A 26,650-nucleotide genomic window follows, 5' to 3' on the forward strand; every position below is an offset into this window, starting at 1 on the left:
GTCCTACAGGTTGATTAGCAAGGGCTGTAATACCGCCCTCATTGTAGAGTTTTTGCCATTGCAAAATTGTGGTCATACTCCCAATGCTAAAGTGGGCGGCAGCTGGCCTAGCTGATATCTGATGCACAGCCATGTACCGCAGAACTTGGACTTTGAACTCTGGGGAATGGCGTTGGTAGCTGGGATTGAGACCGCTATGGCCATGTGCTTGATAGGCCAAAGTCCATTTGCGGACATCTGAGTGACTAATCTCAAATAAGTGACCTACCCGCTTAAGACCGCCTGACTTTAGAAACTCTTTAACTACCTTTAGCTTGAACTGCTTGCTGTACTTGCTCATAAAACAAAACCCCCTTGGTTGGACATAACGTCCAACTTTTGGGGGTCAGTTCACGCAGGGTGGCTCAAAATAAGACTATGGAGGTATTAACTAAAGAATGAACAACAACTTCATATTATTCCTCTAGCAACCCCCTTTAATCAGGTATTGCTTACTTAATGTGCAGCATGCCTCATATTGGTGCAAGCAGTGTTTACCGCTGAGGATCCACTACTTACAGGGGTACTTTGCCTCAAAGAATCGAACTAGAGTCTTAGCTGCACGCTCCCGGTTAAATTGGGGATGACCTTGGTTCCAGACCAGAAATTCCTTGAGGATGACCTCTCTTGTGCCAGCTTCCGTTGAGAAGCAAATACTTGCTTTGCGTGTTGGATTACTGTTAGCAAGATAAGCTTGATAAACACCCTCCCCAAACCCAAAACAAAAGTTTTGCCCGTCAACGTCATCCAAATTCTTACATAGCTCAACTAATGCAGCAGTAGATGCATCATTCTTGGGTAAGTTGACCTGAGAAAATGCATTTGCCTGCAACAGCAAAGTTGCGCTGATGACTAATAGGGTGGTGGAAAATAGTTTCATAGTGATCTTTTCTATAGATTAGCGTCTAAATCCACCCATACGACCGGCACCAAAACCACCACGCCCACCGAATCGCTCATCATTCATTTGGTCATCACGTGCTTGATCTCGCATGGCATTTTCTTGTGCTGCTTCACGATAGACATTGGGATTAGTGCGATCTTGCTGGTAACTGTTACGAGCCTCTTGATTCAGGCGATCTGCCTGGGCACGCTCTTGCGGTGTGGCATTTTTCTGAAAAGCACTATCTGCACGCTGACCTGCCGCTTTTGCTGCTTGTCGATCTTGCGGGGTCGCATTGTTTTTCCAATCACTGAGAAGGCGCTGTTGATTCTGAATGCTGCTTGGGCCAATCAGCCCCCTAGTCGATCTGCCAGCAGAATTCGTATTGTTCACATTAATCGTGCCGTTAGACCAGCTCGGCGTGGACCAAAATGCGCCACCTATTTCCATCCCAAGCCCAAATGACATCATCCCCCAGGCTGGGTTATAGGCAGGATATGGCGGGTAATCTGGGTATGGCCAGGCTCCATAAACAACAGTGGGGTTATAGCTCGGCACATAGACCACCTGAGCATTGGCAGGACCAATCAATATATTCGAATTGGCGTCCGTGCTAACCGTAATTTGCTGATTTGACTTGAGGCTGCCAGCTTGAACAGCGCGCTTACGCAAAACCTGGATGGCCTTCATCGTATCGGCTGGCTGCAACTTATAAGCATTACCCAGATTTTGGGTCCACTGCAATTTACCACCCATCATGTTAAATGCTTGTGGAAATGAAATGAGTGATTTAACACTATCGTTCCATGACTGCGCTTTTAGAGCATCTTGTAATGCAGTGCCACTGAGACTGGAATTACTATTGCGCCAGTTATAGGCTTCAGCCACCTCAAGTGGGTAGGTGGATGCCAATAGCATTAAAGACAGCAAGGAATCAGGATATAAGGCGATCGGAGAAACCAAAGACTGCAGTTGCTCTGATGAAATCAGCTGCGGGGAATTGCTATAGCTACCACTTTGGGTATAGGCCTGAGGGAAGGCGGAATTTTGATAAGGGTCACTATGGCTTGAGCAAGCACTCAAGAGCGCCGCAAATCCAATCAAGTACCCCGCTTTGTGTTGATTATTCATACACTCATTAATCCCCTTGTATTTCCAAAGTGTAATGCTAAGCTAGAAGTCAGTGATTTTCTTTGGCGTGATTAATAGAGTATTTCGGAATCTCAATCACTAAATCCTGACGCGCGACAATGGCTTGGCAAGATAAGCGTGACTGAGGATTAAGGCCCCACGCACGATCTAGTAAGTCCTCTTCATTCTCATCTGGCTCATTGAGACTCTGATAACCCTCTTTCACAATCACGTGACAGGTAGTGCACGCACAGACCATATCGCAGGCATGTTCAATAGAGATATTGTTTTCCAATAAAGCTTCGCAAATCGAGGTGCCAGGACTCACTTCCACTACCGCACCCTCTGGGCAATATTCACTATGGGGTAAAACAACAATCTGTGTCATCTTGGTAATTTTCTTTTCTTAAATTTCAGCAACATTCTTACCGGCCAATGCCTTTTGAATACTCGCATTCATACGCATTTGGGCAAACTCATCAGTTGCCTTGGCAGCACGATCAACCGCTTTTCTTAAAATAGCGCTATCGACTTCTTCTTTCAGAATTATTTGCAAGGCGACCATCTCTTGATCCACCAACACTTGCTCATCGGCAGTGAGCAAGCCACGATCAGAATCTAATGCGGTTTGAACGGCATCCAATAAACGTTGCGCATTGACTTGCTCTTCGCGTAAGGATCTAGCCAATAGATCCACCTTCGCAGAAGCAAAGCCATCTTGCAACATGCGCGCAATCTCGGCATCGGTCAGACCATAGGATGGCTTGATGTCGATTGAAGCCTGTACCCCAGAGCCCTGCTCCATGGCACTCACAGAAAGCAAACCGTCCGCATCCACCTGGAAGGTTACCCGAATGCGAGCCGCTCCAGCAGCCATTGGCGGAATGCCGCGCAATTCAAATTTACCCAAGGAGCGGCAATCTTGCGCTAACTCGCGCTCACCCTGCACCACCTGAATGGCCAGCGCTGTTTGGCCATCTTTAAAAGTCGTGAAATCCTGTGCCCGAGCCACCGGAATAGGTGTATTGCGCGGAATGATTTTTTCTACTAAACCACCCATGGTTTCAATACCAAGGGACAGTGGAATGACATCGAGTAGCAGCCACTCGTCATCCTTGCTTTGGTTGCCTGCCAGCAAGTCTGCTTGCATAGCTGCTCCTAGGGCCACCACTTGATCGGGATTGAGGTTGTTTAAAGGCTTAGTACCAAATAGTTCGCCAACAGCGCGTTGTACATGAGGCATACGGGTTGCCCCACCTACCATCACCACCCCCTTAACCTCGTCAGTCTTAAGGCCAGCATCACGCAACGCTTTCTTTACCGCCACCAGTGTTTTATTAATCAGGTTCTGCGTAATCTCAAAGAACTGAGCTTGACTCACCCCCACATTGACAACAGTACCGTCGGCGAGGATTTCGTGTACACGCGCTAATGGGTTATGACTGAGTAACTCTTTGGCATGCTTACAAGAGAGTAATAGTTTGCGGTGATCTTGAATCGAGAGTGGTGGAAGCTTAGCCTGCTCTATCACCCAGCAATAGAGTCGATGGTCAAAGTCATCACCACCCAAAGCAGAGTCACCGCCGGTAGAGAGCACTTCAAACACCCCTCTACTCATTCTCAAAATGGAGATATCAAAGGTGCCTCCACCTAAGTCATAAACAGCATAGATACCTTCAGAGGCATTATCCAAGCCATAGGCAATTGCAGCAGCTGTTGGCTCATTCAATAATCGCAATACTTCAATGCCGGCTAACTTGGCAGCATCTTTTGTAGCTTGACGCTGTGCGTCATCAAAATAGGCCGGCACGGTAATGACTGCGCCGACAATATCGTCGTTCACCGAGTCTTCCGCCAACTGACGCAAGCGCGCCAGAATTTCTGCAGAAACTTCAATCGGACTCTTATCACCAGCCACTGTTCTGAGCTTCAACATACCAGGTTCATCAACAAAGTCGTATGGCATATTTTCAATATGTTCAACGTCGACAGTGCCGCGACCCATGAAACGCTTTACAGAAACAATTGTGTTCTTTGGGTCGGAAACAATACTTTCAATGGCTTCAAAGCCAGCTTGAGTTCTACCGTTCGGAAGATAGCGTACTACTGAAGGGAGCAACTCGCGCCCTTCTGAATCTGGCAGCACCTTAGGCAATGCATCCCTCACAATCGCCACCAAAGAATTGGTGGTTCCCAAATCAATGCCGACAGCAATCCGGCGCTGATGTGGAGCTAGCGATTTACCGGGTTCAGAGATTTGTAATAGAGCCATAGGGACTAGAGTTTAAAGCTATACCAGGGCCGAGATAGCATCATCGAGCTCAAGTGCAAACTTATCAATAAAAAGCAGGCCTCTGAGCAGCTCAGCAGCGCGGACGTAGTTCTTAGCACCATCGATAGCCTGTGTAACTTCTGCCAGCGTATCACGCTTGGATTGGTAAACCTCCTCCGCGAGAGCTTCAAGTTCTGCCAAATCCTCTTCTCGCTCTTCCAGGTTTTCACGCCACTCCATTTGCTTCATTAGAAAAGCGGCTGGCATTGCGGTATTTGTTTCTAAGCGTGCATCTACGCCGTGGAGCTGGCAGAGGTACAGTCCACGTTGAATCGGGTGCTTAAGAGTTTGGAGGGCAGTGTTGGCCAGTGTAGCCATTTGCATCGCTAGTCTTTGCTCGGTATCACTACCGCGTGCGTGACGGTCAGGATGCACTTCTTTTTGAATAGCTAAATAAGCCTGATCTAGAGCAGCTAAATCAATATTGAATCGCCGCTCTAAACCAAAGAAACGAAAGTAATCGTCAGACGCGGAAGGATTCGCCACAACCACATTCATCTTTTACGTTCGGGTTCTGAAACTTAAAGCCCTCGTTCAAACCTTCGCGTACGAAATCTAATTCGGTGCCATCTAAATAAGCCAAACTCTTGGGATCCACAAATACTTTGATGCCATTGGACTCAAACATCGTATCTTCTGGCGCAGACTCATCAACGTACTCCAGTTCATAAGCCAAACCAGAACAACCCGTAGTACGAACGCCCAAGCGCAGGCCACAACCCTTCCCGCGCTTATCTAAATTGCGCTGTACGTGTTTAGCTGCTTTTTCGGTTAAGGTAATTGCCATGATGGATAGCCTCTTTATATTTACTGGGCCGGATGCTTTTCTTTGTAATCCGCTACCGCTGCCTTGATGGCGTCTTCCGCCAGGATCGAGCAGTGAATTTTAACTGGTGGTAATGCCAACTCTTCAGCAATTAAGGAGTTTTTAATCTCTAAAGCCTGGTCCAAAGTTTTACCTTTAACCCACTCAGTTACCAATGAGGAGGAGGCAATCGCAGAGCCACAACCATAGGTCTTGAACTTTGCATCTTCAATCACGCCTTGATCGTTTACGCGGATCTGTAATTTCATGACGTCGCCGCAGGCAGGCGCACCGACCATACCGGTACCCACATGGTCATCACCTTTTTCAAAAGAACCCACGTTACGGGGATTTTCATAATGATCAATTACTTTGTCGCTATATGCCATGGTATTTCCTCGTTATTTCTTGTGTCTTTTATATTGCGTTTGATATTTTCAAAACTACTTAGTGTGCCGCCCACTGGATGGTACTGAGATCAATACCATCTTTAAACATTTCCCATAATGGTGAAAGCTCACGCAACTTCGCAATTTTCTCTTTCACTAACTTGATGGTGAAATCTACTTCTTCTTCAGTAGTAAAACGGCCCAAAGTGAAACGAATGGAGCTGTGAGCTAATTCATCGTTGCGACCGAGTGCACGCAATACATAAGATGGTTCCAATGAGGCTGATGTACATGCAGAACCAGAGGAGATAGCCAAATCTTTTAATGCCATCAACATCGATTCACCTTCAACATAGTTAAAGCTGATATTGAGGTTATGGGGAACGCGATGATCCATATCACCGTTGACATAGACCTCTTCAATATCTTTCAAGCCAGCCAGTAAGCGATCACGCAAAGCACGAATGCGGGCATTCTCTTCAATCATTTCGATGCGGGCAATACGGAAAGCTTCACCCATGCCAACAATTTGGTGAACAGCTAATGTGCCTGAACGCATGCCACGCTCATGACCACCACCATGAATCTGCGCCTCAATACGAATACGAGGCTTACGACGCACAAACAAAGCACCAATTCCTTTTGGACCATAAGTCTTGTGAGCAGAAAAACTCATTAAATCTACTTTGGTTTTTTCTAGATCGATTTCCACTTTGCCGGTAGCTTGTGCTGCATCAACATGCAAAATTACGCCACGGGAACGGCATAGCTCACCAATGCGCGGAATATCCTGCACAACACCAATTTCATTATTGACATACATGACGGAGGCCAAAATAGTGCCTGGCTTCATCGCTGCTTCTAACTGAGCAAAATCAATTAGGCCATCAGGCAATACGTCTAGGTAAGTCACTTCGAAACCTTCACGCTCAAGCTCACGACAGGTATCTAAAGTGGCTTTATGCTCAGTCTTCACGGTAATGATGTGATTGCCGCGCTCTTTATAAAAATGCGCCGCACCTTTGAGTGCTAAGTTGATACTTTCAGTAGCGCCGCTAGTAAATACGATCTCTCTTGGATCAGCGTGCACCAACTGGGCCACTTCTGAACGCGCCCACTCAACTGCCTCCTCTGCAGCCCAGCCATAGGCGTGACTGCGGGATGCGGCATTGCCAAACTGCTCACGCAAATAAGGCAACATCTTGTCCACTACACGCGGATCAATCGGCGTTGTAGATGAATAGTCCATATACACCGGAAAGTGTTTAGGGCTAAACATGGGGACTACTTGATCAGGAAGGTCTTGTGGTGCGTTCATTTTTTCTTATCGATTAATTGGCTCAGTGATGAATGAATAGTTAATTTATTGAATTAACTTTGCTGCGCCAGGTTAAAAACGGAGTTCACGAGAGGCCGCTTAATGGCGACTTCTTTTGCTGCTGCGACTGCTGCTGCCGGCTTTTCTGCCTTGACGTTATCAATCTTCATTTTCTTGGGACGCAAATCCTGTAATACGATGCCACGCCCTGCTTGTTGCTGCACCAAGTCACGCAACGAAACGGAGCTAAGGTATTCCACCATCTTGGAATTAAGGCTTGACCAAAGATCATGAGTCATACAGCGACCATGATTATCTTCATCGCTATGGCAATTGCCTTTGCCGCCACATTGAGTTGCATCTAAGGGCTCATCGACCGCCACAATGATGTCAGCTACGCTAATCTCTTCGGATTTGCGGGCGAGCGTGTATCCACCGCCAGGGCCACGAGTGCTCTCAACAATGTTGAAGCGACGGAGTTTGCCAAATAACTGCTCTAAATAGGACAGGGAAATTTTCTGTCTTTGGCTAATTCCAGCCAAAGTTACGGGCCCGTGCGTTTCACGCAGGGCTAAATCTATCATTGCGGTTACTGCAAAACGACCTTTAGTTGTAAGTCTCATATGTCACCTTGGTAATGGATTGTTATGGACAACTGACAGTCGGGCGGGTAATACCCGACCGTTCCACTCAACTATACCAGATACCCAACTAATTTACTCAGGAATTAACCCCTTATTTTAAATGGCGTCTCGAGAGCGAGCCCCAAAAGCCATTTCCTTCACCTTAGTCAATCGATCCCGGGTAGCGGCTGCCTTTTCAAACTCTAAATTCTTGGCCTCAGAGTTCATTTGCTTCTCCAGACGCTTGATTTCGCCTGCCAGGTCCTTTTCGCTCATATCCTCATAGCGAGCCCGTTCCTGCTCCACCTGCATCTCAAAACGCTTCTCTTTGACGTCGTAGACCCCATCAATAATGTCCTTAATGCGCTTTTTCACGCCACGAGGCTCAATGCCATTCGCCTTATTGAAAGCAATTTGCTTGGTGCGACGACGCTCAGTCTCTCCCATCGCCCGCTTCATCGAATCGGTAATGCGGTCGGCATAGAGGATGGCCTTACCCCGAACATTTCGAGCCGCCCTACCAATCGTCTGAATCAAGCTACGCTCGGAACGTAAGAAGCCCTCTTTATCCGCATCCAAGATCGCAACTAGTGAGACCTCAGGAATATCCAAGCCCTCGCGCAATAAATTAATACCTACCAAGACATCAAACACACCCAAACGCAGATCGCGCAGAATTTCAACACGCTCTACCGTATCAATATCGGAGTGAACGTAGCGCACCTTCACACCGTGATCAGACAAGTAATCGGTGAGTTGCTCGGCCATCCGCTTAGTTAGCACTGTGACTAAGACGCGCTCATGTACTTTTACACGCTCATGTATCTGACCTAACAGATCGTCCACTTGTGAGCTTGCTGGCAATACTTCAATTTCTGGATCAACCAATCCCGTCGGTCTAGCAACCTGCTCAACCACTTGTCCGGTGTGCGTATTTTCATAATCAGCTGGCGTTGCTGAAACAAATACTGTCTGGCGCATCTTCGTTTCAAACTCGGCGAACTTGAGTGGCCGATTGTCCATCGCAGAAGGCAGGCGGAAACCAAACTCCACCAGAGTATGTTTACGAGATTTATCGCCGTTATACATTGCATTGAGCTGCCCTATAAGGACATGGCTCTCATCTAAGAACATCAGCGCATCATTAGGTAGGTAGTCCACCAAGGTAGGCGGCGCCTCGCCCGGCATAGCGCCCGAGAGGTGGCGAGAGTAGTTCTCGATGCCCTTACAGAAACCTAGCTCATTGAGCATTTCTAAATCAAAGCGGGTGCGCTGCTCTAAGCGTTGCGCTTCAACCAACTTACCGTCTTTCACAAACTCATCAAGGCGAGTACGCAACTCTATCTTAATTGTTTCAATCGCTTTGAGAACAGTATCACGCGGTGTTACATAGTGCGAACTGGGATAGACAGTAAAACGTGGAATCTTTTGACGAATTCTTCCAGTGAGCGGATCAAAAAATTGCAGGCTCTCAATAACATCATCAAACAACTCTACGCGCACTGCTAATTCATTATGTTCAGCCGGGAAGATATCAATCGTATCGCCACGCACACGAAATACGCCGCGCTTGAAATCGGTTTCATTACGGTCGTACTGCATCGCAATTAAACGCATCAAAATATCGCGCTGACTCATCTTGTCGCCAGGACGCAGAGTCATCACCATGCTGTGATAGTCGCCCGGATTACCAATGCCGTAAATTGCAGAGACCGTTGCCACGATGATGACGTCGCGACGTTCTAATAAGCTCTTGGTCGCCGAGAGTCGCATCTGTTCAATATGCTCATTGATGGACGAATCTTTTTCAATAAACAAATCGCGCGTGGGAACATATGCCTCAGGCTGGTAGTAATCGTAGTAACTGACGAAATACTCCACCGCATTTTTAGGAAAAAACTCTCTAAATTCACTATAGAGCTGTGCGGCCAAGGTCTTATTGGGAGCAAAAATGATGGCGGGACGACCCGTCCTAGCAATCACATTGGCCATCGTGAAGGTTTTACCCGAGCCAGTGACACCCAACAGCGTCTGAAAGGTCAAACCATCCTCAATTCCGGCCACTAGGGCATCAATTGCAGCCGGCTGATCTCCTGCTGGCGGAAAGGGCTGATAAAGATGAAATGGAGAATCTGGGAATGAAACAAACTTGGCTGGATCCAGGTCGTGACCTGCCTCGCCCAAAGGATCGGCCGCAGGGCTTTTCTTACTTTCGGTAACTTGGGGATTTGAGGAACTTTTAGGCAACTTAGGGGGCATCTCAGCTATCATTTCACTTGTACGTTTTTAGTGCACAGCGAATTTTGTACAAACACTGATTTTGCCGTTTTTATTTGGAAATAGTTCAATCTAGACTCAAAAACAGTCATTTAAAGCAAATTTAGCTGAATTTAACGTCAATTAACCCTGATATACGCCCTTTATTCACCTTTTGACCCTCAAATGAACCTTTTTACTTCAGTCCAACTAGCCCCTAAAGACCCTATTTTTGGCCTCACAGAAGCCTATGTCGCCGATCAACGCGCAGACAAAGTCAACCTGGGCGTTGGCGTCTACTACACCGACGAAGGCAAGGTGCCTCTTTTAAAGGCGGTCATTCAGGCTGAAGAGGCAATTGTTGCAAAGCACTCACCACGGAGCTACATTCCAATCGAAGGTCCAAATCCCTACAACAGCGCAGTACAAAACCTATTGTTTGGCGCCGAATCCGCTTTGATTAAAGATGGTCGAGTAGTGACTGCTGAGTGCATTGGTGGAACTGGTGCATTGCGCGTTGGCGCAGACTTTATCAAACGTTTAAATTTGAATGCTCCTTGCGCAATCAGCAACCCTACTTGGGAAAATCACCGCGGTATTTTTGAGTCCGCCGGCTTTGAAGTGGTTGAGTACTCCTACTTTGATGGCGCCACTCGTGGCGTAGATTTTGATGGCATGGTGAAGTCATTAGAGTCTTTCCCGAAGTACACCACAGTATTGCTGCATGCTTGCTGCCACAATCCAACTGGTGCAGATATTACTGAGGCGCAATGGCGTCAAGTAATTGATATCTGCAAGGCAAAAGAATTGATTCCGTTTTTGGATATGGCCTACCAAGGCTTTGCGGTCGGCATTGAGCAAGACGGTATCGCAGTTCGTTTATTTGCTGAATCTGGTATGTCGTTCTTTGTCTCCAGCTCATTCTCAAAATCTTTCTCACTCTATGGAGAGCGAGTTGGCGCATTGTCCATCGTGACCCAAAGTAAAGATGAATCCACTCGCGTACTCTCACAATTGAAACGCGTGATTCGTACGAACTATTCTAATCCTCCAACGCATGGTGCCGCTATTGCTGCTGCAGTTCTCAATTCACCCGAGCTGAGAAAGCTTTGGGAAGATGAATTAGCTGAAATGCGTGATCGTATTAAATCAATGCGTCATGAACTCGTGGAAAAACTCGCTGCTGCTGGCGTTAAGCAAGACTTTGCTTTTATTGAAGCGCAGCGCGGCATGTTCTCTTACTCAGGCTTAAGTACTGAGCAAGTGGATCGTTTACAAAAGGAAGATGGAATTTATGCCCTCTCCACTGGCCGTATTTGTGTGGCCGCCCTCAATACTAAAAATATTGATAAGGTAGCCAAAGCAATCGCCCGCGTATTGGCGTAATAACGAGTAATAAGCGGTTACACTGCATTATCAGGAGGCACCATGCTATATCAGTTACACGAATTTCAAAAAGCACTACTTCAGCCCGTAAGTTCTTGGGCTCGTGCAGCCTCTGAAGCATTTATCAATGTCTCAAATCCGGCCTCCAAGATTCCAGGATCAGATCGTTTAGCTGCTAGTTACGAACTCCTCTACCGCCTAGGTAAAAACTATAAGAAGCCAGAGTTTGGCATTCGCTCTGTGCAAGCCTATGGTCGCGAAGTTGCGATTCATGAAAGAACGATTGTTGCCAAGCCATTTTGTAATTTAATTCGCTTCAAACGCTTCTCCGATGACCTGGATGTTATTAAAAAATTAAAAGATGATCCAGTTGTCCTAGTAGTGGCTCCACTGTCTGGTCACCACTCCACTTTGCTACGTGACACTGTGCGCACACTATTGCAAGATCATAAGGTTTACATTACCGACTGGATTGATGCTCGCATTGTTCCAGCGGAAGACGGTAGTTTTAGTTTGGATGACTACGTTCACTACATACAAGACTTCATCCGCGCTATTGGCGCTGAGGATTTGCATGTGATTTCCGTATGCCAGCCAACTGTTCCTACATTAGGCGCAATCTCTTTGATGGCCACTGCCGGTGAAAAAACACCTGCGTCCATGATCATGATGGGCGGCCCAATCGATGCACGCAAGTCTCCAACTGCAGTAAATAATCTGGCCGATCAAAAGTCTTATGACTGGTTTGAAAGCCATGTGATTTATAAAGTCCCGCCAAGCTACCCAGGCGCTGGTCGCAAGGTTTACCCAGGCTTCTTACAGCACACTGGCTTTATTGCTATGAACCCACAAAATCACATGCAATCTCATTGGGATTACTTTCAAAACTTAGTGCGTGGCGACGAGCAGGATGCTGAGTCTCACATTCGCTTCTACGATGAGTACAACGCAGTGCTGGATATGGATGCACAGTACTACTTGGACACTATTAAGACTGTGTTCCAAGACTATTCATTACCGAATGGCACCTGGTCAGTAGCAGGCGACTTGGTGAAGCCGCAAGATATTAAGAAAACCGCGCTCCTCACCATTGAAGGTGAGTTGGATGATATTTCTGGTAGCGGACAGACTCGCTCAGCACACGACTTATGCGCAGGTATTCCGAAGGCTGCTAAAGATCACTACGAAGTTTTAGGCGCTGGTCACTACGGCATCTTCTCTGGTCGTCGTTGGCGTGAAAAGGTTTACCCAAAAATTAAATCTTTTATACGTGAACACCAAAGCGTGCAGAAGAAAACCCGCGCTAGACCACCAAAACTTGAAGGTTCAAAGTCTGCATAAAACAGCAGCGCGACTCTAGGGTCGCGCTTCTAGTTTTAGGACGCATACATTGCAATGAACAACGAGCAGACGAAAGAACTTGCAGATCGTCTCGAGGATGCGCTCCCCCAAACCCAATGTACCAAGTGCGGCTATCCAGATTGCCGAGCCTATGCGGATGCCCTAGCGATGGGCGAAGCATTGCCCAATCGCTGCCCTCCAGGAGGCGTAGAGGGCATCACCAGACTGAGCGAGATTCTTGCGCCCATCTACCCAAAAGATGCCTTTGCCCTACCCGCCATTGACCCTGAGTGCGGAATGGAACGCCCAAGGCCGGTGGCGCTCATTGACCCCAAGACTTGTATTGGTTGCACGTTGTGTATTCAGGCTTGTCCTGTAGATGCAATTGTGGGAGCCTCCAAGCAAATGCATGTGGTCCTAGGTGATTGGTGCACGGGCTGTGATCTCTGCATCCCTCCCTGCCCAGTGGATTGCATCACCATGGTTAATGTCACTGAGAACAAAACGGGATGGGCGGCCTGGTCGCCAGCATTAGCGGATACGGCGCGAGCAAGATATGAAGCACGTGATGTCCGATTGGATCGCGAGCAACGCGACAATGACGAGCGCTTGGCAAAGAAGGCTGCTGCCAAGTTACAAGTGATCAACGCTGAGCATCCAGAATCAGAAGAAGCCATAAAAGAACAAGAAAGAAAGCGCGCCATTATTGCAGCTGCAATTGCTAGGGCACAGCAAAAGAAATGATGAATCTCGAAAAGCGCCAAGCTTTCTTTGAGCTGCTCAGAGAAAATAATCCTCATCCAGAAACTGAGCTGGAATACAGCTCACCATTTGAACTGCTCATTGCCGTACTGCTATCAGCCCAAGCTACCGATGTCTCCGTAAACAAAGGCACCCGCAAACTCTTTCAGATTGCCAATACGCCTCAAGCCCTACTTGACATGGGTGAGGAAGGCGTCAAGCCTTATATTCAGCACATTGGATTATTTAACTCTAAAGGTCGACATATACAAGAGACTTGTCGACTTCTGCTGGATCAGCATGGGGGTGAAGTCCCACAAAATCGAGAAGACTTAGAAGCACTCCCTGGCGTTGGCAGAAAAACGGCCAACGTGATTCTGAATACCGCCTTTGGACAGCCCACTATGGCTGTGGATACCCATATCTTCAGAGTCTCCAACCGCACCGGCTTAGCGCCTGGTAAGGATGTTGTGAAGGTTGAAGAGCAACTTCTCAAACGCGTGCCAAAAGAGTTTTTACAAGACGCTCATCATTGGCTTATTCTCCATGGAAGATATACCTGTAAAGCACGCAACCCCGATTGTGAGCAATGCATTACTGAACCACTGTGCGGCTTTAAACAAAAAACTGGCAAAGGAAAAGTTCGTGGCGATATTTAACCCCACCCGCGAAGAAGTGCGTCGTTTTTTCTGCGACACCTGGAAAAAGAAAACGGAGAATCATATTCTGACGTCGATGGAAACACTTGCTAGCGATTGGATGGCACAACATCCGGAATATCACAATCTCTTGACGGATCCCGAAGGCGCGGTTGCTCAAGACTACACACCAGAGCGCGGCGAAACCAATCCCTTTCTACATCTCTCCATGCACCTATCTATCAGCGAACAGATTTCGATTGATCAGCCGCCCGGAATCAAAGCCATTGCAGAAAAACTCTCCAAGAAATTAGGCTCTGAACACGAAGCGCAACACGCCATGATGGAGTGTTTAGGACAAGTCATGTGGGAAGCGCAGCGCGAAGGTCAAGCACTCAGCCCCGAGAAGTATCTTGAGGCCCTGAAGAGGTTGAATTGAAAAAACTTCATTAGCTCCTCAGGCCCAAGAGGCAACTTTTGGGGGTCAGTTCAGCAGGTAGTTTTGATCATCCAGGAACAACGCGATAGTAGAAGGCATTCCCACCATAGAGGGGTCTCATTCTGAAGCCTTGGCATTGGTAGAAATTAATACCATTTCTTGGAGCTAGAAAGCATCCGGGCAATAGATTAGGAAAAGTTGAGCCAATTGGCGGAATCGAATACCCAACAGGCGCAGACGGTCCGGGAGCAACTACTACCGGTGAGGGTTGCTGAACATAAACAGGGGTCGGAGCTTGCTCGACCACCACTTGTGGAGATGTGGAGCCCTCGACAACCTCGGCACCGGCTACAACTGTTGCAGGCCCCGCCCAACCAGGCCCGCAGCGCCAACAACCGCCACCCCAACCTGGGCCTCGCCAACCCCCCCGATAACCATGCCAATACGCCTGAGCATCAGTGGTAACTGTTAAGGTTATTAAACCAACTAACCCCAATAAAACATAGGCAAAAATTTTCATATCAGTCCCCAATACATCTATTTAAGTGGTGCATCTGGCTGGGCAAATTCGATGGTAAGCGCCTTAGAGAATCGGCTAGCATCAAAGCGGGCTTCAGGAATGCTTGTCTTGAGCTTCCAATTTTTATATTGAAGTGTTGTTCGAGGCAAAGACTTAGCACCAAGGTAAATCCAAGATGCCATGTAAGGAAGATTATCTTTGACGCCAATCCAAATTTGACCCTGTAATTCTCGGCCAGCCATCACAATGACATTGGTCTCTACACCACCAACCAGCTTAGTCTTTCCTACAATAAATGCATCCGTTAGGCCTTGGGTTAAATGCGCATAAGGATTCGAGAGAATGAGATCATCGCCGGGGAAAAATAGGCCAGCCTTTTCATATGCAAATTTTGCTGCTTCATCAATCGTATCGGGGCAATCACTAACGGCAACGAGATTCTTTTCGGGACTATAGGCAAACAACTTCTTCCCATTAAATAGCACTTCACTTGATGGCCCATCACCCCAGACAACCACATCAAACTTATTAGGGCGCTGAAGCGCTACTTTTGCAGCGGTTGAATAAATTACTGGAAGACCATCAATTGATGGGAACTCAGATAGAACTAAAGCCTCAAATTGCATAGACTTCGCAGCAGACAACTTATCCGTCATTGCCTTTAGTAGATCTAGAGCAGCCGGCTCAATTGCCGTCATACCCTTTGGCAACTGAGGTCTTTTTGGTGCCTCGGGCCGATTACCACCCCCGGGCTGAGCACTTGCAGCGCTAAAAATTAAGCACGAAATCAGCGCTACGGCGATCTTGCTAAGCGAATACATAAATAGCCTTCGGATTTAGTAAATGTATGAGAAATTTTATTTCAATAGTGATTGCAATAAGCCTCAGAGAAAGCGGGCAAACCCTTATAGAGAGAAATTCTGTGATTACTGACCAGCGCCTTTAATGTATAAATTCTCAATGTCAGAAACCAACTTACTCAGACGCTCTTTATCGGCAATGCTCAGGACTTGATCATTCTTCTGGGATTGCAGTGAAACCTCGGCATCCTCAAGATCTAGAACCACTTCAATTGCGCGCTTACTTTTATCTTTGTCAGCTCCATCGATTAGCTGATACAAATTAAAATAAAGAGCAGATAAACTTTGATTTTCTAAAATAGGGCTTAAAGGAAACTTGCTTTTAAATACACTAGATAAAGCAGACTTAGCATCGCCGACTGTTTTCGCATGCCGTAAAAAGTACTTCATATTCTGAATGCGATTACCGATCTCAAATTGATAATCGATTAGTTGTGCTTTATTTTTTTGCTCAGCTTCATACTGATGCTGAATTTGCTGAAGCGCAGCAGCGCCACCGGTAATGACTATGGATGATAAAAACCACATTCCCACAGAAGAGTTGAGAAACTCCATGAGTTTGGCCGAGAACTTTTTCTCAACCTGCTTGACCTCTTCTTCCAGGTGATTGAGGCCTGATTTCAAGCTTGCAGCCTCCGCCTCTAGCTTCACCTTTAGCCCATGGCGGAATCGCTCTTCAGCCTCAATTATGGCTTTTCTATCTTCACTCAACATGTAACGCTACCTATTCAATGGATTCAAATAGTACTACAGCGTTAATAGGATGTGCATTCATTTCCCTGGAATTGCGCCTGTATGACTACATTATTTTGAATTGAAAAAATAGTAGAGCAATACAAGGGGGTAACAGTCCTGCCCCAATAGCCGCCCTGTACATACGTGCCGTCATTTCGTGCGTAAGTCAGGTATCTAGTGGGGCCGCTAATCACAATAGATGATGGAATGCCCCAACCAGCCTCTAAGGCCTGCTCGGATTGACCGACCCAGGTCTGAAGGTTTGCTTGATAGTTAGCCACTGTTGAGCAGCCAACCAACATTATTGCGGCATACAAATAAATCTGTCTTAAAAATTTCATGGATATCTTCGCTGGATGATTAGAAAAGCGCTGCTATTGCAGACTTAATTGCCCTAGGCAGCTCTTGAGCCAATTGTTTTCTTACCTCTAAATTTGCTACTGGGACTTGCTGAATCTTTTGCGACCAAGCTGACCCCGGAAAGAATGCATCATCCTTATATCTCGGAATGACATGCCAATGAATATGAGGAACCATATTGCCCAGCGTAGCAATATTGATCTTGTCTGGGTGCATTACGTTTCGTATCGCTTCCTCTGCTACAAAGACTAAAGCCATCAGGTGCTCGCGCTCACCATGCGTCAGATCAGTCATTTCAGCAATATGATGATTCCAGATCACTCGGCAAAAACCAGGCAGATCAGAATCATTCACGAGGATGACTCGGCAGTCGTCTCCACGCCAAATCAATTGACCCTCTTCAGGCTTGAGCTCTTCCCTACAAAGTACGCAATTAGTCATGGGGAGAATGTAAACGAAAACGGCATCTAAGTCACCCTTGTGGGGTTATTTAGATGCCGCGGCAGTATTAATATTTACTGCTACTACAAACTACTTAGGGATTTCTTAGTGGAACTGCTCTTCTTCTGTAGAACCAGTTAATGCTGTTACTGAAGACTTGCCACCTTGAATCACGGTAGTCACGTCATCGAAGTAACCAGTACCTACTTCTTGCTGATGCGATACGAATGTGTAACCACGATCACGAGCAGCAAATTCAGGCTCTTGTACTTTCTCGATGTATGCAGTCATACCGCGTTGCATGTAGTCTTGCGCTAAGTCGAACATGTTGTACCACATAGAGTGAATACCAGCGAGGGTAATAAATTGATACTTGTAACCCATCGCACCTAATTCGCGTTGGAACTTCGCAATAGTTGCGTCATCCAAGTTCTTCTTCCAGTTGAAAGATGGTGAGCAGTTGTAAGCCAACATCTTGCCTGGGAACTTCGCACGAATTGCTTCAGCGAACTGACGAGCAAATTCCAAATCAGGAGTACCTGTTTCACACCAAACCATATCAGCGTAAGCAGCGTATGCCAAACCACGGGAGATTGCTTGATCCAAGCCCTTGCGTGTTTTGTAAAAGCCTTCTGGAGTGCGCTCGCCTGTTAAGAATGGCTTGTCGTTTTCATCATAGTCAGACGTCAACAAATCAGCGGCTTCAGCATCGGTACGAGCCAAAATAATAGTTGAAACACCCATGACATCAGCAGCTAAACGTGCAGAGATCAGCTTCTGAACTGACTCAGCTGTAGGCAACAATACTTTTCCGCCCAAGTGACCACACTTCTTCACTGAAGACAATTGGTCTTCGAAGTGAACGCCAGCAGCACCTTGCTTGATCAATGCTTTGCTTAATTCAAATGCATTCAATACGCCACCGAAACCGGCTTCAGCATCAGCAACGATAGGAGCAAAATACTCGATATAAGCAGCGTCGCCCTTGTTAACGCCTCTTGCAGTTTGAATTTCATCAGCACGTTGGAATGAGTTGTTAATACGCTCAACCATCTTAGGAACTGAGTCAACCGGATACAAGGATTGGTCTGGATACATCGCTGCGTATGAGTTACCGTCAGCAGCAACTTGCCAACCTGACAAGTAGATGGCCTGAACGCCAGCTTTAACCTGTTGCATTGCTTGACCACCAGTCAAAGCACCTAAACAGTTAACGTAAGCTTCGCTATTCACTAGCTCCCACAATCTTTCAGCGCCATGCTTGGCCAATGTGTGCTCAATCTTCAACGAGCCACGAAGACGTACTACGTCTTCAGCTGTGTAGCCACGGGTAATGCCTTTCCAACGTGGATTGGTATCCCAGTCTTTTTGAATTGCTGCGATTTCTGCTTTGCGGTCTGCCATGTTTTTCTCCCTAAGTTAAACAAGTACTTCTAATCACTAATATTGAGACACTAAATTAAGACAATTAAGTCTTATGTCTTATATAAGAGTTTAAGCAACCAGGAAAACCATGCAAGAACTATTTGAGTGTTTTTTGAAAATAATTAATCCATTAAATTCAATGGCTTAATATATATTTTTTGTAATGTGAAATTATTGCCCAAGGGACGAAAAGAGCCCACTAATGAAATGTTGCGCTGCATTTTGCATATGGAAATGTCTTTTCACATTATGAAAAGAGGAGAGATTGATTAACTAGGCTTGGCTGCAGTGATTGTCGCAACCTTAAATCCAGTCAAGATGATCATGAATTGCAGTAGAGCAATGCCTACAAACAAGAGCTTAGGCAAACCAACATCCAAGAAAATTCCGAAGACCAGTGGGCTTAGGGCAGCACCTAAATCTATACCTGAATACACAATGCCGTAAACCCTGCCCGATGAGCCCGAAGGTGTTGCAGAGCGAATCATCAAATCGCGGGATGGCGCTGCGATTCCCATGCCAAGACCAATCACAATAAAGGCAATCACAATCAACGCTACTGGCACTAAACCTGTAGCCATTAAGAGACCCATCGCGATGTTGACGGTAAAGCAGATCGTGATAATGCGCTCAGGCACTTTTAATTTAATGGCTAGATAGCCGCCCAATAACATCCCTCCAGCGCCACCCAAGGACATGAGCGTTAAGTAGTAATTGCCAGAGCTCACAGCAATATCATAGATTTTAAAAAGCGCAGTTGGGGCAAAAGATTGCAGGCCAGTAGTTGCAGCCATGGTAAAGAAAAAGAAGATCCAACAAAACCAAACCACTGGTAACTTCAGAAAGCCAAATGTACTCATGGGTGCGCCACCAAGATTACTCGCCACATGACTGGCTTCAGACTCCTCTCGCCTTGCCTTTACATCATCCACAAGGCGTGCCCGACTGATCCACAGGGTTGCCATAATCAGCACTTCTAGCACTGCGGCTGACAAAAAAGCTATGCGCCAATCCGCTATGGTTGTTACGGCCACCATGAATGCTGGAGCAGCAGCCCAACCAATATAGCCAGTGACCCCATGAATGGAATAGGCATAAGGTAAATTTAGCGGTGAAATTTTATGGTTAATCAGTGTGTAATCTACTGGATGGAAAACCCCATTTCCACAACCCGCAATAACTGCGCCTAGTACCAACATGGCATAACCATTACTTTGTGAATACACCAAGGCCGCCAAAGCAAGCAAACCAACTCCGACAAGCAGAACAGGTCGAGCACCAATACGATCAACCAGAAAACCAGAGGCGGCTTGAACAATGCAGGAGACCACAAAGAAGATGGTCATGAGTAAACCAAGCTCGGCATAGTTAAAGCCGAACTCCGCCTTCAACCAGGGAAACATGGGAGGCAAAATTAAGTGAAAGAAATGGGAGCTGCCGTGAGCCAGGCTAATAAGACCAACAACCCGGACATCACTGGCACGCCTCAATTTGAGTGCATCAGTCATGTGCCGAGTTTACTGGTGCAGGAAAATTCCTGCCGACATTGCTACCGCTTACTTGGTGAAGTTAAAGTCACCGTTCTTATCTACGTCTACAGGAACTGTGTCCTTAGGACCGAACTTGCCCTCCAGGATCATCTTGGAGACTGGGTTCTCAATATATTGCTGAATAGCGCGCTTGAGGGGTCTTGCTCCAAATACCGGATCAAAGCCCACCTCTGCAATCTTCTTAAGTGCGGCATCACTCACCTCAAGCTGCATATCAATCTTAGCCAAGCGGGCGGATAGGTTCTTGAGCAAGATCTTCGCAATATTGGCGATATTGTCTTTATCCAAACCATGGAACACCACAATCTCGTCAATCCGGTTTAAGAACTCGGGGCGGAAATGACTCTTTAACTCTTCAAATACCGCTTCTTTAATCTCTAACTGCTTCTTACCGACCATCGACTGAATGAGGTGCGATCCGATATTGCTGGTCATCACAATCACCGTGTTCTTAAAGTCTACGGTACGACCTTGACCATCCGTTAAGCGGCCATCATCCAATACTTGCAAGAGCACGTTAAAGACATCCGGGTGAGCCTTTTCAATCTCATCAAACAAGATAACGCTGTAAGGATGGCGACGGACTTGCTCAGTGAGGTAACCGCCCTCCTCGTAACCGACATAGCCTGGGGGCGCACCAATCAAGCGAGCAACACTATGCTTCTCCATGAACTCACTCATGTCAATACGAATCAAGTGGTCTTCGCTATCAAATAAGAATCCAGCTAGAGCTTTGCAAAGCTCAGTCTTTCCAACACCTGTTGGCCCCAAGAATAAAAATGATCCATAAGGACGATGTTCTTCAGAAAGACCGGCGCGGGAACGGCGGATTGCATCGGATACCGCACGAATAGCTTCCTCTTGACCCACTACGCGCTTATGTAACAACTCTTCCATCTTGAGTAATTTATCGCGCTCGCCCTGCATCATCTTCGATACCGGAATACCCGTTGCGCGCGACACGACTTCAGCGATTTCTTCTGCGCCAACTTGGGTGCGTAAAAGCTTGTGCTTCACAACGCCATCTTTATCACCTTTTGCTTCAGCGGCGGCTGCAGATTTGAGTTTTGCCTCTAGCTCTGGCAATTTGCCATATTGCAATTCAGCAACTTGCTCCAACTTACCTTCACGTTGCAATTTATTAATATCGGCACGAACTTTTTCTATCTCTTCCTTGAGGTGAGCGGCGCCCAATACGGCACCTTTTTCTGCTTTCCAGATTTCTTCTAGATCGGCATACTCGGCGCCGAGACGCTTAATCTCATCTTCAATCAAGCCAAGACGTTTTTGTGAGGCTTCGTCTTTTTCCTTCTTAACAGCTTCACGTTCAATCTTGAGCTGAATGAGTCGACGCTCAAGCTTATCCATCACCTCTGGCTTGGAATCAATCTCCATCCGAATGCGAGAGCCCGCTTCATCAATAAGGTCGATCGCCTTGTCTGGCAAGAAACGATCGGTGATGTAGCGATGCGAGAGTTCTGCGGCCGCCACAATGGCAGGGTCGGTAATTTGAATCCCATGGTGAAGCTCATAGCGTTCTTGCAAACCACGCAAGATCGCAATAGTCGCTTCCACACTAGGTTCCTCCACCATTACTTTTTGGAAGCGACGCTCAAGTGCAGCATCTTTCTCAATGTATTTGCGGTACTCATCCAAAGTGGTTGCGCCAATGCAATGTAACTCGCCACGCGCCAATGCGGGCTTGAGCATATTGCCGGCATCCATGGCGCCATCGCCCTTACCGGCGCCGACCATCGTATGTATCTCATCAATGAAGATAATGGTTTGGCCTTCGTCTTTGGCAACATCGCTCAGAACAGCTTTGAGGCGCTCCTCGAACTCGCCACGATACTTAGCGCCAGCCAATAACAAGGCCATATCTAATACCAGAACACGTTTGTTTTTGAGGGTTTCAGGAACTTCACCATTGACGATACGTTGGGCTAAACCCTCCACAATCGCTGTTTTACCAACGCCTGGCTCACCAATGAGAACGGGGTTGTTCTTGCCACGACGCTGCAAGATCTGAATGGTGCGACGAATCTCATCATCACGACCAATCACAGGATCGAGCTTACCCATACGAGCACGCTCAGTTAAATCGATGGTGTATTTCTTTAAGGCTTCACGTTGACCTTCAGCATCTGCACTATTCACTGATTCTCCTCCGCGTACTAAATCAATAGCCGCCTCTAACGATTTACGATGTAAACCATTTTCACGAGCAATCTTACCCAGCTCGCCCTTATCATCCGCTACCACCAGCAAGAACAACTCACCAGCGATAAATTGATCATTACGTTTATTGGCTTCTTTCTCACAAAGGTTGAGCCAGTTACTTAAATCGCGACCCACCTGCACTTCACCGCTAGTGCCTTGCACTTCTGGGAGATTGCTAATAAGCTTGTTGGCACCTTTTTCTAGGTTCTGCACATTAACGCCAGCGCGAGTTAATAAACTCTTGGCGCCACCATCTGAGTCACGCAACATCGCCAGCAACAAATGGGCTGGCTCGATATATTGATTATCTTTTGCCAAAGCAAGGCTTTGCGCCTCGCTGAGCGCTTCTTGAAACTTCGTAGTTAATTTATCTATTCTCATTTTGCAAATCCCATCTACTCGATATATTTTTGTACATTTCTATCTATAGAATATAGGGGTATTCCTACTAATTTCAAGTCTTTCAGACCCATTTTAAGTGAATTTATCCCTATTTTGACCTGGCTCGTTTACCTCCTAGAGTGCGCTGATGGCAGTTATTACGCCGGCATCACCAACCGTTTGGAGCATCGCTTGGCAGCCCATAATTCAGGGGGTGGCGCTCGCTATACGAGAGCGCGTAGACCGGTGACCCTCTTGGCAACCCAAGACCACCCAGACCGATCTGAGGCCTCTAAAGCAGAGGCAAGACTCAAGAAATTGCCTAGGGCTGAAAAGCTAGGATTTTTTAAAGCCTAGACTATTGGGTGGGCTAACGCAGGATCCATAAGCACCAAAGGGATCACTTGGCACTTAAAGCTTCCCGCTAGTGCTTTTTTCAAGATCTTGTAAATATCTAGATCAAACTCAGCCTCTCCCGAATCAGCCAATTCATAAAGCTCTTCCTCGTTTATCGCTGTTCCTAGATAGCGCCATCGATCAACTACGTGCATATGGCCAGCCTCTTTAATTGCAGCGGGCCCCGAATAAGGCCAGACCTGAACCTGAAATAATTCCAAAGCGGTCTTGAGTTGAAGATTATGTAATTCGATGGGGGAGTGCCCGATGCACGCACCCCCACATTGCCTTACTTGATAGCCAAAGCAAGCCTTTCCATCAATGCGCTTCTCTAAACCTAGGAGCGCTTCACATAGTCGATATTTTTTTGCAATCGCTTTGAGATAAGAGTTAGCCTCTCTTTTGCTATAGAACAAGCCATACAAGTTTTCCTGAATTCCAGGATCTAATTCACGATGACCGACGAGGTACGGGGTTAGCACGCCATCCTCATCAAACTCTAATCTCCAGGCACAAAGATCTTTAGAGCGACGTAATTTAATGTTCATGCTGGGCATGCGCTCTTTTATTAGTCGCGATTCCAGAATCAATGCACCTAACTCCCCACTTGTTTCAATCCAATCGATATCCCTCACCTGCAAAGAGAGTTTCATTTCCTTGCGCAAGGTAAGCGCTCCTTGAAAATGCCCCATCACTCTGCTGCGCAATGAAATACTCTTGCCGATATACAGCGGAACTTGATTCTCGCCATAAAAAATATAGCAGCCAGGCTTTTCTGGAATGGAGTCCACCAGCGCCTTATCAATATTGGGCGGCAAACTCGCATTAGCAATTAGTTGATTGACTGCCTTAAGTAGGGCGTCACGCCCCAGCTTAGCCTCGCATACTCGCCAAAACTGGAGGAGTAGATCGGCGTCACCCAGTGCGCGATGGCGCGAGCTAAGCTCTAAGTGATGGGCGCTAATGATGGTATCTAGATTGTGCCTAGGTTGCTCTGGAAATAGTAATCTAGAAAGCTTTACAGTGCAAAGCACTTTGGGCTTAAAGTCGATGCCCGCCCGTTTAAACGATGCCTTCAGAAATCCATAATCAAATCGAGCGTTATGGGCCACAAAAATCTTACCCTCCAGCTCTCGCGCAATCTCTGCCGCTAAGTTCTCAAAGGTGGGCTGCTTAATCACCATCTCCGGCCGGATGCCGGTCAAACTTTGGATATTTTGCGGAATACATGCTTGGGGATTAATGAGGCTTTCCCAAGTCTCTACCTGATCATGAATCAGAGATTTGATACCAACTTCGGTAATGCGATCGCGCTCAAAATGAGAGCCAGTTGTCTCGATATCAACGAAGGCAATTGGAGGATATTCATGATCACTCAAGGACATATGAGATTTCGTGAGTCACCCTTCTTTAAACCGCTTTGTGTAAGTAGTCACCAAAACTAAAAATAGAATTTGGCCCTAGCGGAACATCCTCTACTTTTTTAAATGTCGTTTTAACTACTCTCTGAACTTCGCCCCTTGACGTCTTATCAACCTTTAACTCTGGGTATGAGTAAGTCTGACGCTCTGGGGCAGATTTAATCTCACTGAATCGGGGCACATACTCTTTAATTGCATCGGAGAGGTTGACATTTGCCATGCAACTCAACATGTAAGCCTCCAGGGACTGATATAACTCACTAGCGATATCGCAGGCCTCAACTTTTCGTTTTTTAATATAGTTCATTGCTAGAACTACATCCTTAATAGTGACTATTTTGGGATCTTGTAACAGGGTATAGCCACCATTTCGCCCCTTTGTCCCTTTGACAATACCCGCGGCGCGCAAAGCACTCAGCAGCAACTCTATTCTGCTAATAGATAGTTTTTGGCGTTGCGCTAATTCCAAGCCAGTAACGGGCTGAATACTGCTCGAATGAGAGGCAATATCCACTAAGGCGTTGAGGGCGGCTTTCACTGCTGTATTGATGTTCATAGTGAATTTAACAAATATATTGAATTAATAGGAGTATCGGATTGAATGCTGATTTCTGCAGAGCGTCAGTTCTTAACCCTTTTTGACTCATGGTTGCAATCAACCAAGGTAGGACCCAATCTCGGCGATGAGACTCTTCAATTGCTCGCGCCTGAGAAACTGGCCAATCTCAACACACTGTCCATTCTGCGTGATAAAAAATATCTTTTCGTGCTCATGCGGCTGGGATAGACGAACCCAGCGGGTATTGAATTCCACAACGGTCTCTTTATAGGCGATAAATTTCCTCACCACCAAGCGTGTGCCGCTAATTTCTATTTCCTCAAAATCTAAGGCATGTCGGCAGTAGACCAAAAAGCCAATGGTCACGGCAGTCAACTCTATTGCAGTGAAGATCAAAATGATTTTTACTCCAGCAAATAGAAAACCCGTCGCCACAGTTACCGACAGACAAACCAGCGCGAGGTAAAACTTGAGCAACTGACTGGGTGTCAATGCGCAGTTTCGCCTCATCTTCCAAGATTTCATTTTGGAAAATACCGTAGAGACTCAGCTATTAACGGCTTTGGCTTTTTTGGCCTTCTCAAGCTGATCCGCACTTCGCTGCTGAAAGTCGACCATGGTGTGATAACCCATCTGGTAGCAGGGGCAATGCTTACCTAAAATCCAGCGCGCAACCTTAACGCGTAATTTTTGAATCATATTGGTTCTCCTATTAATAGGATGCAATTTAGCTTAAATGCAAAATTCCTGCTGAACCCAAAGTCATTTTTACTGGTGAGCAGACTAAGGCTAAATCCTTTAAATTTGACATATGACAAAAACTTCCTCGACCAATCGCTGGATCCCCCTATTTCCCCTTGGAACCGCCCTTTTTCCAGGTGGATTCATTACTCTCAAAATTTTTGAAGCGCGCTACTTGGACATGATGAAGCGCTGCCTTCGAGAAGATGCTCCCTTTGGCGTTATTAGCATTCTTGATGACAAAGTCTTTGATTCTGACGCTAAGGCGATGGCTAACTTTTCTAATATTGGCACTTTGGCAAAATTAACGGAGTTTGATCCCATTCAACCCGCTCTCTATATGACCAAGTCCTATGGAATGCAACGCTTTAGAGTGCTAGAAATTAGACAAGAGTCTGATGGTTTATGGGCGGGCCAGGTTGAGCTGATTGATGCTGATCCCGCAACCCCACTGCCAAGGGAGCATGAAAAAGTAGCCTCCCTCCTAAATGACATCATTTCTACCATCAAAAGTGAAGGCCTGTTAGGGGATGAAGCCTTCAAGACATCAGTGAATCTTAATGACTGTGGCTGGGTTTCCAATCGACTGGCTGAGCTTCTACCGCTCCCCCTCGCCCAGAAGAACCACTTGCTTGCGCAAAGCAACCCCAGAATCCGGCTCGATTTAATTTCTGAAATTATCGAGGATGATGGTCTTCACAAAATCATGATTCATTAAAA

Annotated in this window: 30 protein-coding genes; 7 read left to right on the forward strand and 23 right to left on the reverse strand. The window is 46.6% G+C overall.

Going from position 1 to position 26,650, the window contains the following annotated elements:
• The 11 genes from CBI30_RS04375 to uvrB form a co-directional block, all read right to left on the reverse strand.
• Window positions 1-340: helix-turn-helix domain-containing protein (locus CBI30_RS04375; protein WP_143744357.1), on the reverse strand; the 340-nt coding region annotated here is incomplete at its 3' end.
• A gap of 210 nt (window positions 341-550) precedes the next feature.
• Window positions 551-919, reverse strand: coding sequence for a Rap1a/Tai family immunity protein (locus CBI30_RS04380; protein WP_088527110.1), 369 nt, complete (start codon window positions 917-919; stop codon window positions 551-553).
• 18 nt (window positions 920-937) lie between these two features.
• A complete protein-coding gene (locus CBI30_RS04385; protein WP_088527111.1) occupies window positions 938-2,053 on the reverse strand; it encodes a DUF3300 domain-containing protein in 1,116 nt (371 codons plus the stop codon).
• 49 nt (window positions 2,054-2,102) lie between these two features.
• Entirely contained in the window at window positions 2,103-2,441 is a 339-nt protein-coding gene (gene fdx, locus CBI30_RS04390; RefSeq protein ID WP_088527112.1) for an ISC system 2Fe-2S type ferredoxin, read from the reverse strand.
• A gap of 18 nt (window positions 2,442-2,459) precedes the next feature.
• Window positions 2,460-4,325: a Fe-S protein assembly chaperone HscA gene (gene hscA / locus CBI30_RS04395; protein WP_088527113.1), complete on the reverse strand. Its 1,866-nt coding sequence runs from the start codon at window positions 4,323-4,325 to the stop codon at window positions 2,460-2,462.
• An 18-nt stretch (window positions 4,326-4,343) separates the two neighbouring features.
• Window positions 4,344-4,871 (reverse strand): Fe-S protein assembly co-chaperone HscB, encoded by a 528-nt coding sequence (gene hscB / locus CBI30_RS04400; RefSeq protein WP_240553497.1) that lies wholly within the window; start codon window positions 4,869-4,871, stop codon window positions 4,344-4,346.
• A complete protein-coding gene (gene iscA / locus CBI30_RS04405) occupies window positions 4,849-5,172 on the reverse strand; it encodes an iron-sulfur cluster assembly protein IscA (RefSeq protein ID WP_088527115.1) in 324 nt (107 codons plus the stop codon). Before iscA ends, hscB begins: the two co-directional genes overlap by 23 nt.
• 20 nt (window positions 5,173-5,192) lie before the next feature.
• Window positions 5,193-5,579, reverse strand: coding sequence for a Fe-S cluster assembly scaffold IscU (gene iscU / locus CBI30_RS04410; RefSeq protein ID WP_088527116.1), 387 nt, complete (start codon window positions 5,577-5,579; stop codon window positions 5,193-5,195).
• A 58-nt stretch (window positions 5,580-5,637) separates the two neighbouring features.
• Window positions 5,638-6,897: an IscS subfamily cysteine desulfurase gene (locus CBI30_RS04415; protein ID WP_088527117.1), complete on the reverse strand. Its 1,260-nt coding sequence runs from the start codon at window positions 6,895-6,897 to the stop codon at window positions 5,638-5,640.
• Window positions 6,898-6,950: 53 nt separating this feature from the next.
• Window positions 6,951-7,520 (reverse strand): Fe-S cluster assembly transcription factor, encoded by a 570-nt coding sequence (locus tag CBI30_RS04420; RefSeq protein ID WP_088527118.1) that lies wholly within the window; start codon window positions 7,518-7,520, stop codon window positions 6,951-6,953.
• Between the two features lie 117 nt (window positions 7,521-7,637).
• Window positions 7,638-9,791 (reverse strand): excinuclease ABC subunit UvrB, encoded by a 2,154-nt coding sequence (uvrB, locus tag CBI30_RS04425; protein WP_240553498.1) that lies wholly within the window; start codon window positions 9,789-9,791, stop codon window positions 7,638-7,640.
• A gap of 171 nt (window positions 9,792-9,962) precedes the next feature.
• On the opposite strand from uvrB, the gene CBI30_RS04430 reads away from it, so the two are divergent.
• The 5 genes from CBI30_RS04430 to CBI30_RS04450 are packed head-to-tail and all read left to right on the forward strand — an operon-like array spanning window position 9,963 to window position 14,321.
• Window positions 9,963-11,162: an amino acid aminotransferase gene (locus tag CBI30_RS04430; RefSeq protein ID WP_088527119.1), complete on the forward strand. Its 1,200-nt coding sequence runs from the start codon at window positions 9,963-9,965 to the stop codon at window positions 11,160-11,162.
• 42 nt (window positions 11,163-11,204) lie between these two features.
• Window positions 11,205-12,503 (forward strand): polyhydroxyalkanoate depolymerase, encoded by a 1,299-nt coding sequence (locus CBI30_RS04435; RefSeq protein WP_088527120.1) that lies wholly within the window; start codon window positions 11,205-11,207, stop codon window positions 12,501-12,503.
• A 54-nt stretch (window positions 12,504-12,557) separates the two neighbouring features.
• A complete protein-coding gene (rsxB, locus tag CBI30_RS04440) occupies window positions 12,558-13,247 on the forward strand; it encodes an electron transport complex subunit RsxB (RefSeq protein ID WP_088527121.1) in 690 nt (229 codons plus the stop codon).
• Window positions 13,247-13,903 (forward strand): endonuclease III, encoded by a 657-nt coding sequence (gene nth / locus CBI30_RS04445; RefSeq protein ID WP_088527122.1) that lies wholly within the window; start codon window positions 13,247-13,249, stop codon window positions 13,901-13,903. Before rsxB ends, nth begins: the two co-directional genes overlap by 1 nt.
• On the forward strand, window positions 13,896-14,321 hold the full coding sequence (locus tag CBI30_RS04450; protein WP_088527163.1) for a DUF1841 family protein: 426 nt from the start codon (window positions 13,896-13,898) through the stop codon (window positions 14,319-14,321). Before nth ends, CBI30_RS04450 begins: the two co-directional genes overlap by 8 nt.
• A 67-nt stretch (window positions 14,322-14,388) precedes the next feature.
• Here the strand turns inward: CBI30_RS04450 and CBI30_RS04455 are convergent, their stop codons facing one another.
• From CBI30_RS04455 to clpB, 8 genes are all read right to left on the reverse strand, one after another.
• Window positions 14,389-14,841, reverse strand: coding sequence for a hypothetical protein (locus CBI30_RS04455; protein ID WP_088527123.1), 453 nt, complete (start codon window positions 14,839-14,841; stop codon window positions 14,389-14,391).
• Between the two features lie 17 nt (window positions 14,842-14,858).
• Window positions 14,859-15,662 (reverse strand): DUF2092 domain-containing protein, encoded by an 804-nt coding sequence (locus tag CBI30_RS04460; protein WP_088527124.1) that lies wholly within the window; start codon window positions 15,660-15,662, stop codon window positions 14,859-14,861.
• Window positions 15,663-15,767: 105 nt separating this feature from the next.
• Window positions 15,768-16,415 (reverse strand): hypothetical protein, encoded by a 648-nt coding sequence (locus CBI30_RS04465; protein WP_088527125.1) that lies wholly within the window; start codon window positions 16,413-16,415, stop codon window positions 15,768-15,770.
• A 41-nt stretch (window positions 16,416-16,456) separates the two neighbouring features.
• Window positions 16,457-16,777 carry a hypothetical protein gene (locus CBI30_RS04470; protein ID WP_143744358.1) on the reverse strand — a complete coding sequence of 107 codons (321 nt, stop codon included), beginning with the start codon at window positions 16,775-16,777 and terminating at the stop codon, window positions 16,457-16,459.
• Window positions 16,778-16,796: 19 nt separating this feature from the next.
• Entirely contained in the window at window positions 16,797-17,237 is a 441-nt protein-coding gene (locus CBI30_RS04475) for an HIT family protein (RefSeq protein WP_088527127.1), read from the reverse strand.
• 105 nt (window positions 17,238-17,342) lie between these two features.
• Entirely contained in the window at window positions 17,343-18,641 is a 1,299-nt protein-coding gene (gene aceA, locus CBI30_RS04480) for an isocitrate lyase (RefSeq protein ID WP_088527128.1), read from the reverse strand.
• A gap of 290 nt (window positions 18,642-18,931) precedes the next feature.
• Window positions 18,932-20,170, reverse strand: a complete 1,239-nt coding sequence (locus CBI30_RS04485) for an MFS transporter (protein ID WP_088527129.1) — start codon at window positions 20,168-20,170, stop codon at window positions 18,932-18,934.
• 48 nt (window positions 20,171-20,218) lie between these two features.
• On the reverse strand, window positions 20,219-22,813 hold the full coding sequence (clpB, locus tag CBI30_RS04490; RefSeq protein ID WP_088527130.1) for an ATP-dependent chaperone ClpB: 2,595 nt from the start codon (window positions 22,811-22,813) through the stop codon (window positions 20,219-20,221).
• A 114-nt stretch (window positions 22,814-22,927) separates the two neighbouring features.
• Here clpB and CBI30_RS04495 point away from each other — a divergent pair, with 114 nt between their 5' ends.
• On the forward strand, window positions 22,928-23,170 hold the full coding sequence (locus tag CBI30_RS04495) for a GIY-YIG nuclease family protein (protein ID WP_088527131.1): 243 nt from the start codon (window positions 22,928-22,930) through the stop codon (window positions 23,168-23,170).
• On the opposite strand, the gene CBI30_RS04500 is transcribed toward CBI30_RS04495, so the two are convergent.
• The 4 genes from CBI30_RS04500 to CBI30_RS11110 all read right to left on the reverse strand — a co-directional run bounded on the left by CBI30_RS04500 (window position 23,167) and on the right by CBI30_RS11110 (window position 25,888).
• Window positions 23,167-24,594 carry a 3'-5' exonuclease family protein gene (locus CBI30_RS04500; RefSeq protein WP_088527132.1) on the reverse strand — a complete coding sequence of 476 codons (1,428 nt, stop codon included), beginning with the start codon at window positions 24,592-24,594 and terminating at the stop codon, window positions 23,167-23,169. The two genes, CBI30_RS04495 and CBI30_RS04500, sit on opposite strands and share 4 nt — an antisense overlap.
• A 25-nt stretch (window positions 24,595-24,619) precedes the next feature.
• Window positions 24,620-25,186 carry an RrF2 family transcriptional regulator gene (locus CBI30_RS04505; RefSeq protein WP_088527133.1) on the reverse strand — a complete coding sequence of 189 codons (567 nt, stop codon included), beginning with the start codon at window positions 25,184-25,186 and terminating at the stop codon, window positions 24,620-24,622.
• Window positions 25,187-25,285: 99 nt separating this feature from the next.
• Window positions 25,286-25,714: a DUF2244 domain-containing protein gene (locus tag CBI30_RS04510; protein WP_088527134.1), complete on the reverse strand. Its 429-nt coding sequence runs from the start codon at window positions 25,712-25,714 to the stop codon at window positions 25,286-25,288.
• A gap of 21 nt (window positions 25,715-25,735) precedes the next feature.
• Complete coding sequence (locus CBI30_RS11110) at window positions 25,736-25,888, reverse strand: hypothetical protein (RefSeq protein WP_161492271.1); 153 nt, start codon at window positions 25,886-25,888, stop codon at window positions 25,736-25,738.
• Window positions 25,889-26,000: 112 nt separating this feature from the next.
• Here CBI30_RS11110 and CBI30_RS04515 point away from each other — a divergent pair, with 112 nt between their 5' ends.
• On the forward strand, window positions 26,001-26,648 hold the full coding sequence (locus CBI30_RS04515) for an LON peptidase substrate-binding domain-containing protein (RefSeq protein WP_088527135.1): 648 nt from the start codon (window positions 26,001-26,003) through the stop codon (window positions 26,646-26,648).
• Window positions 26,649-26,650: the final 2 nt, after the last annotated feature.

It is taken from the genome of Polynucleobacter aenigmaticus (genome assembly GCF_002206635.1).
Taxonomy (GTDB): Bacteria; Pseudomonadota; Gammaproteobacteria; order Burkholderiales; family Burkholderiaceae; genus Polynucleobacter; species Polynucleobacter aenigmaticus.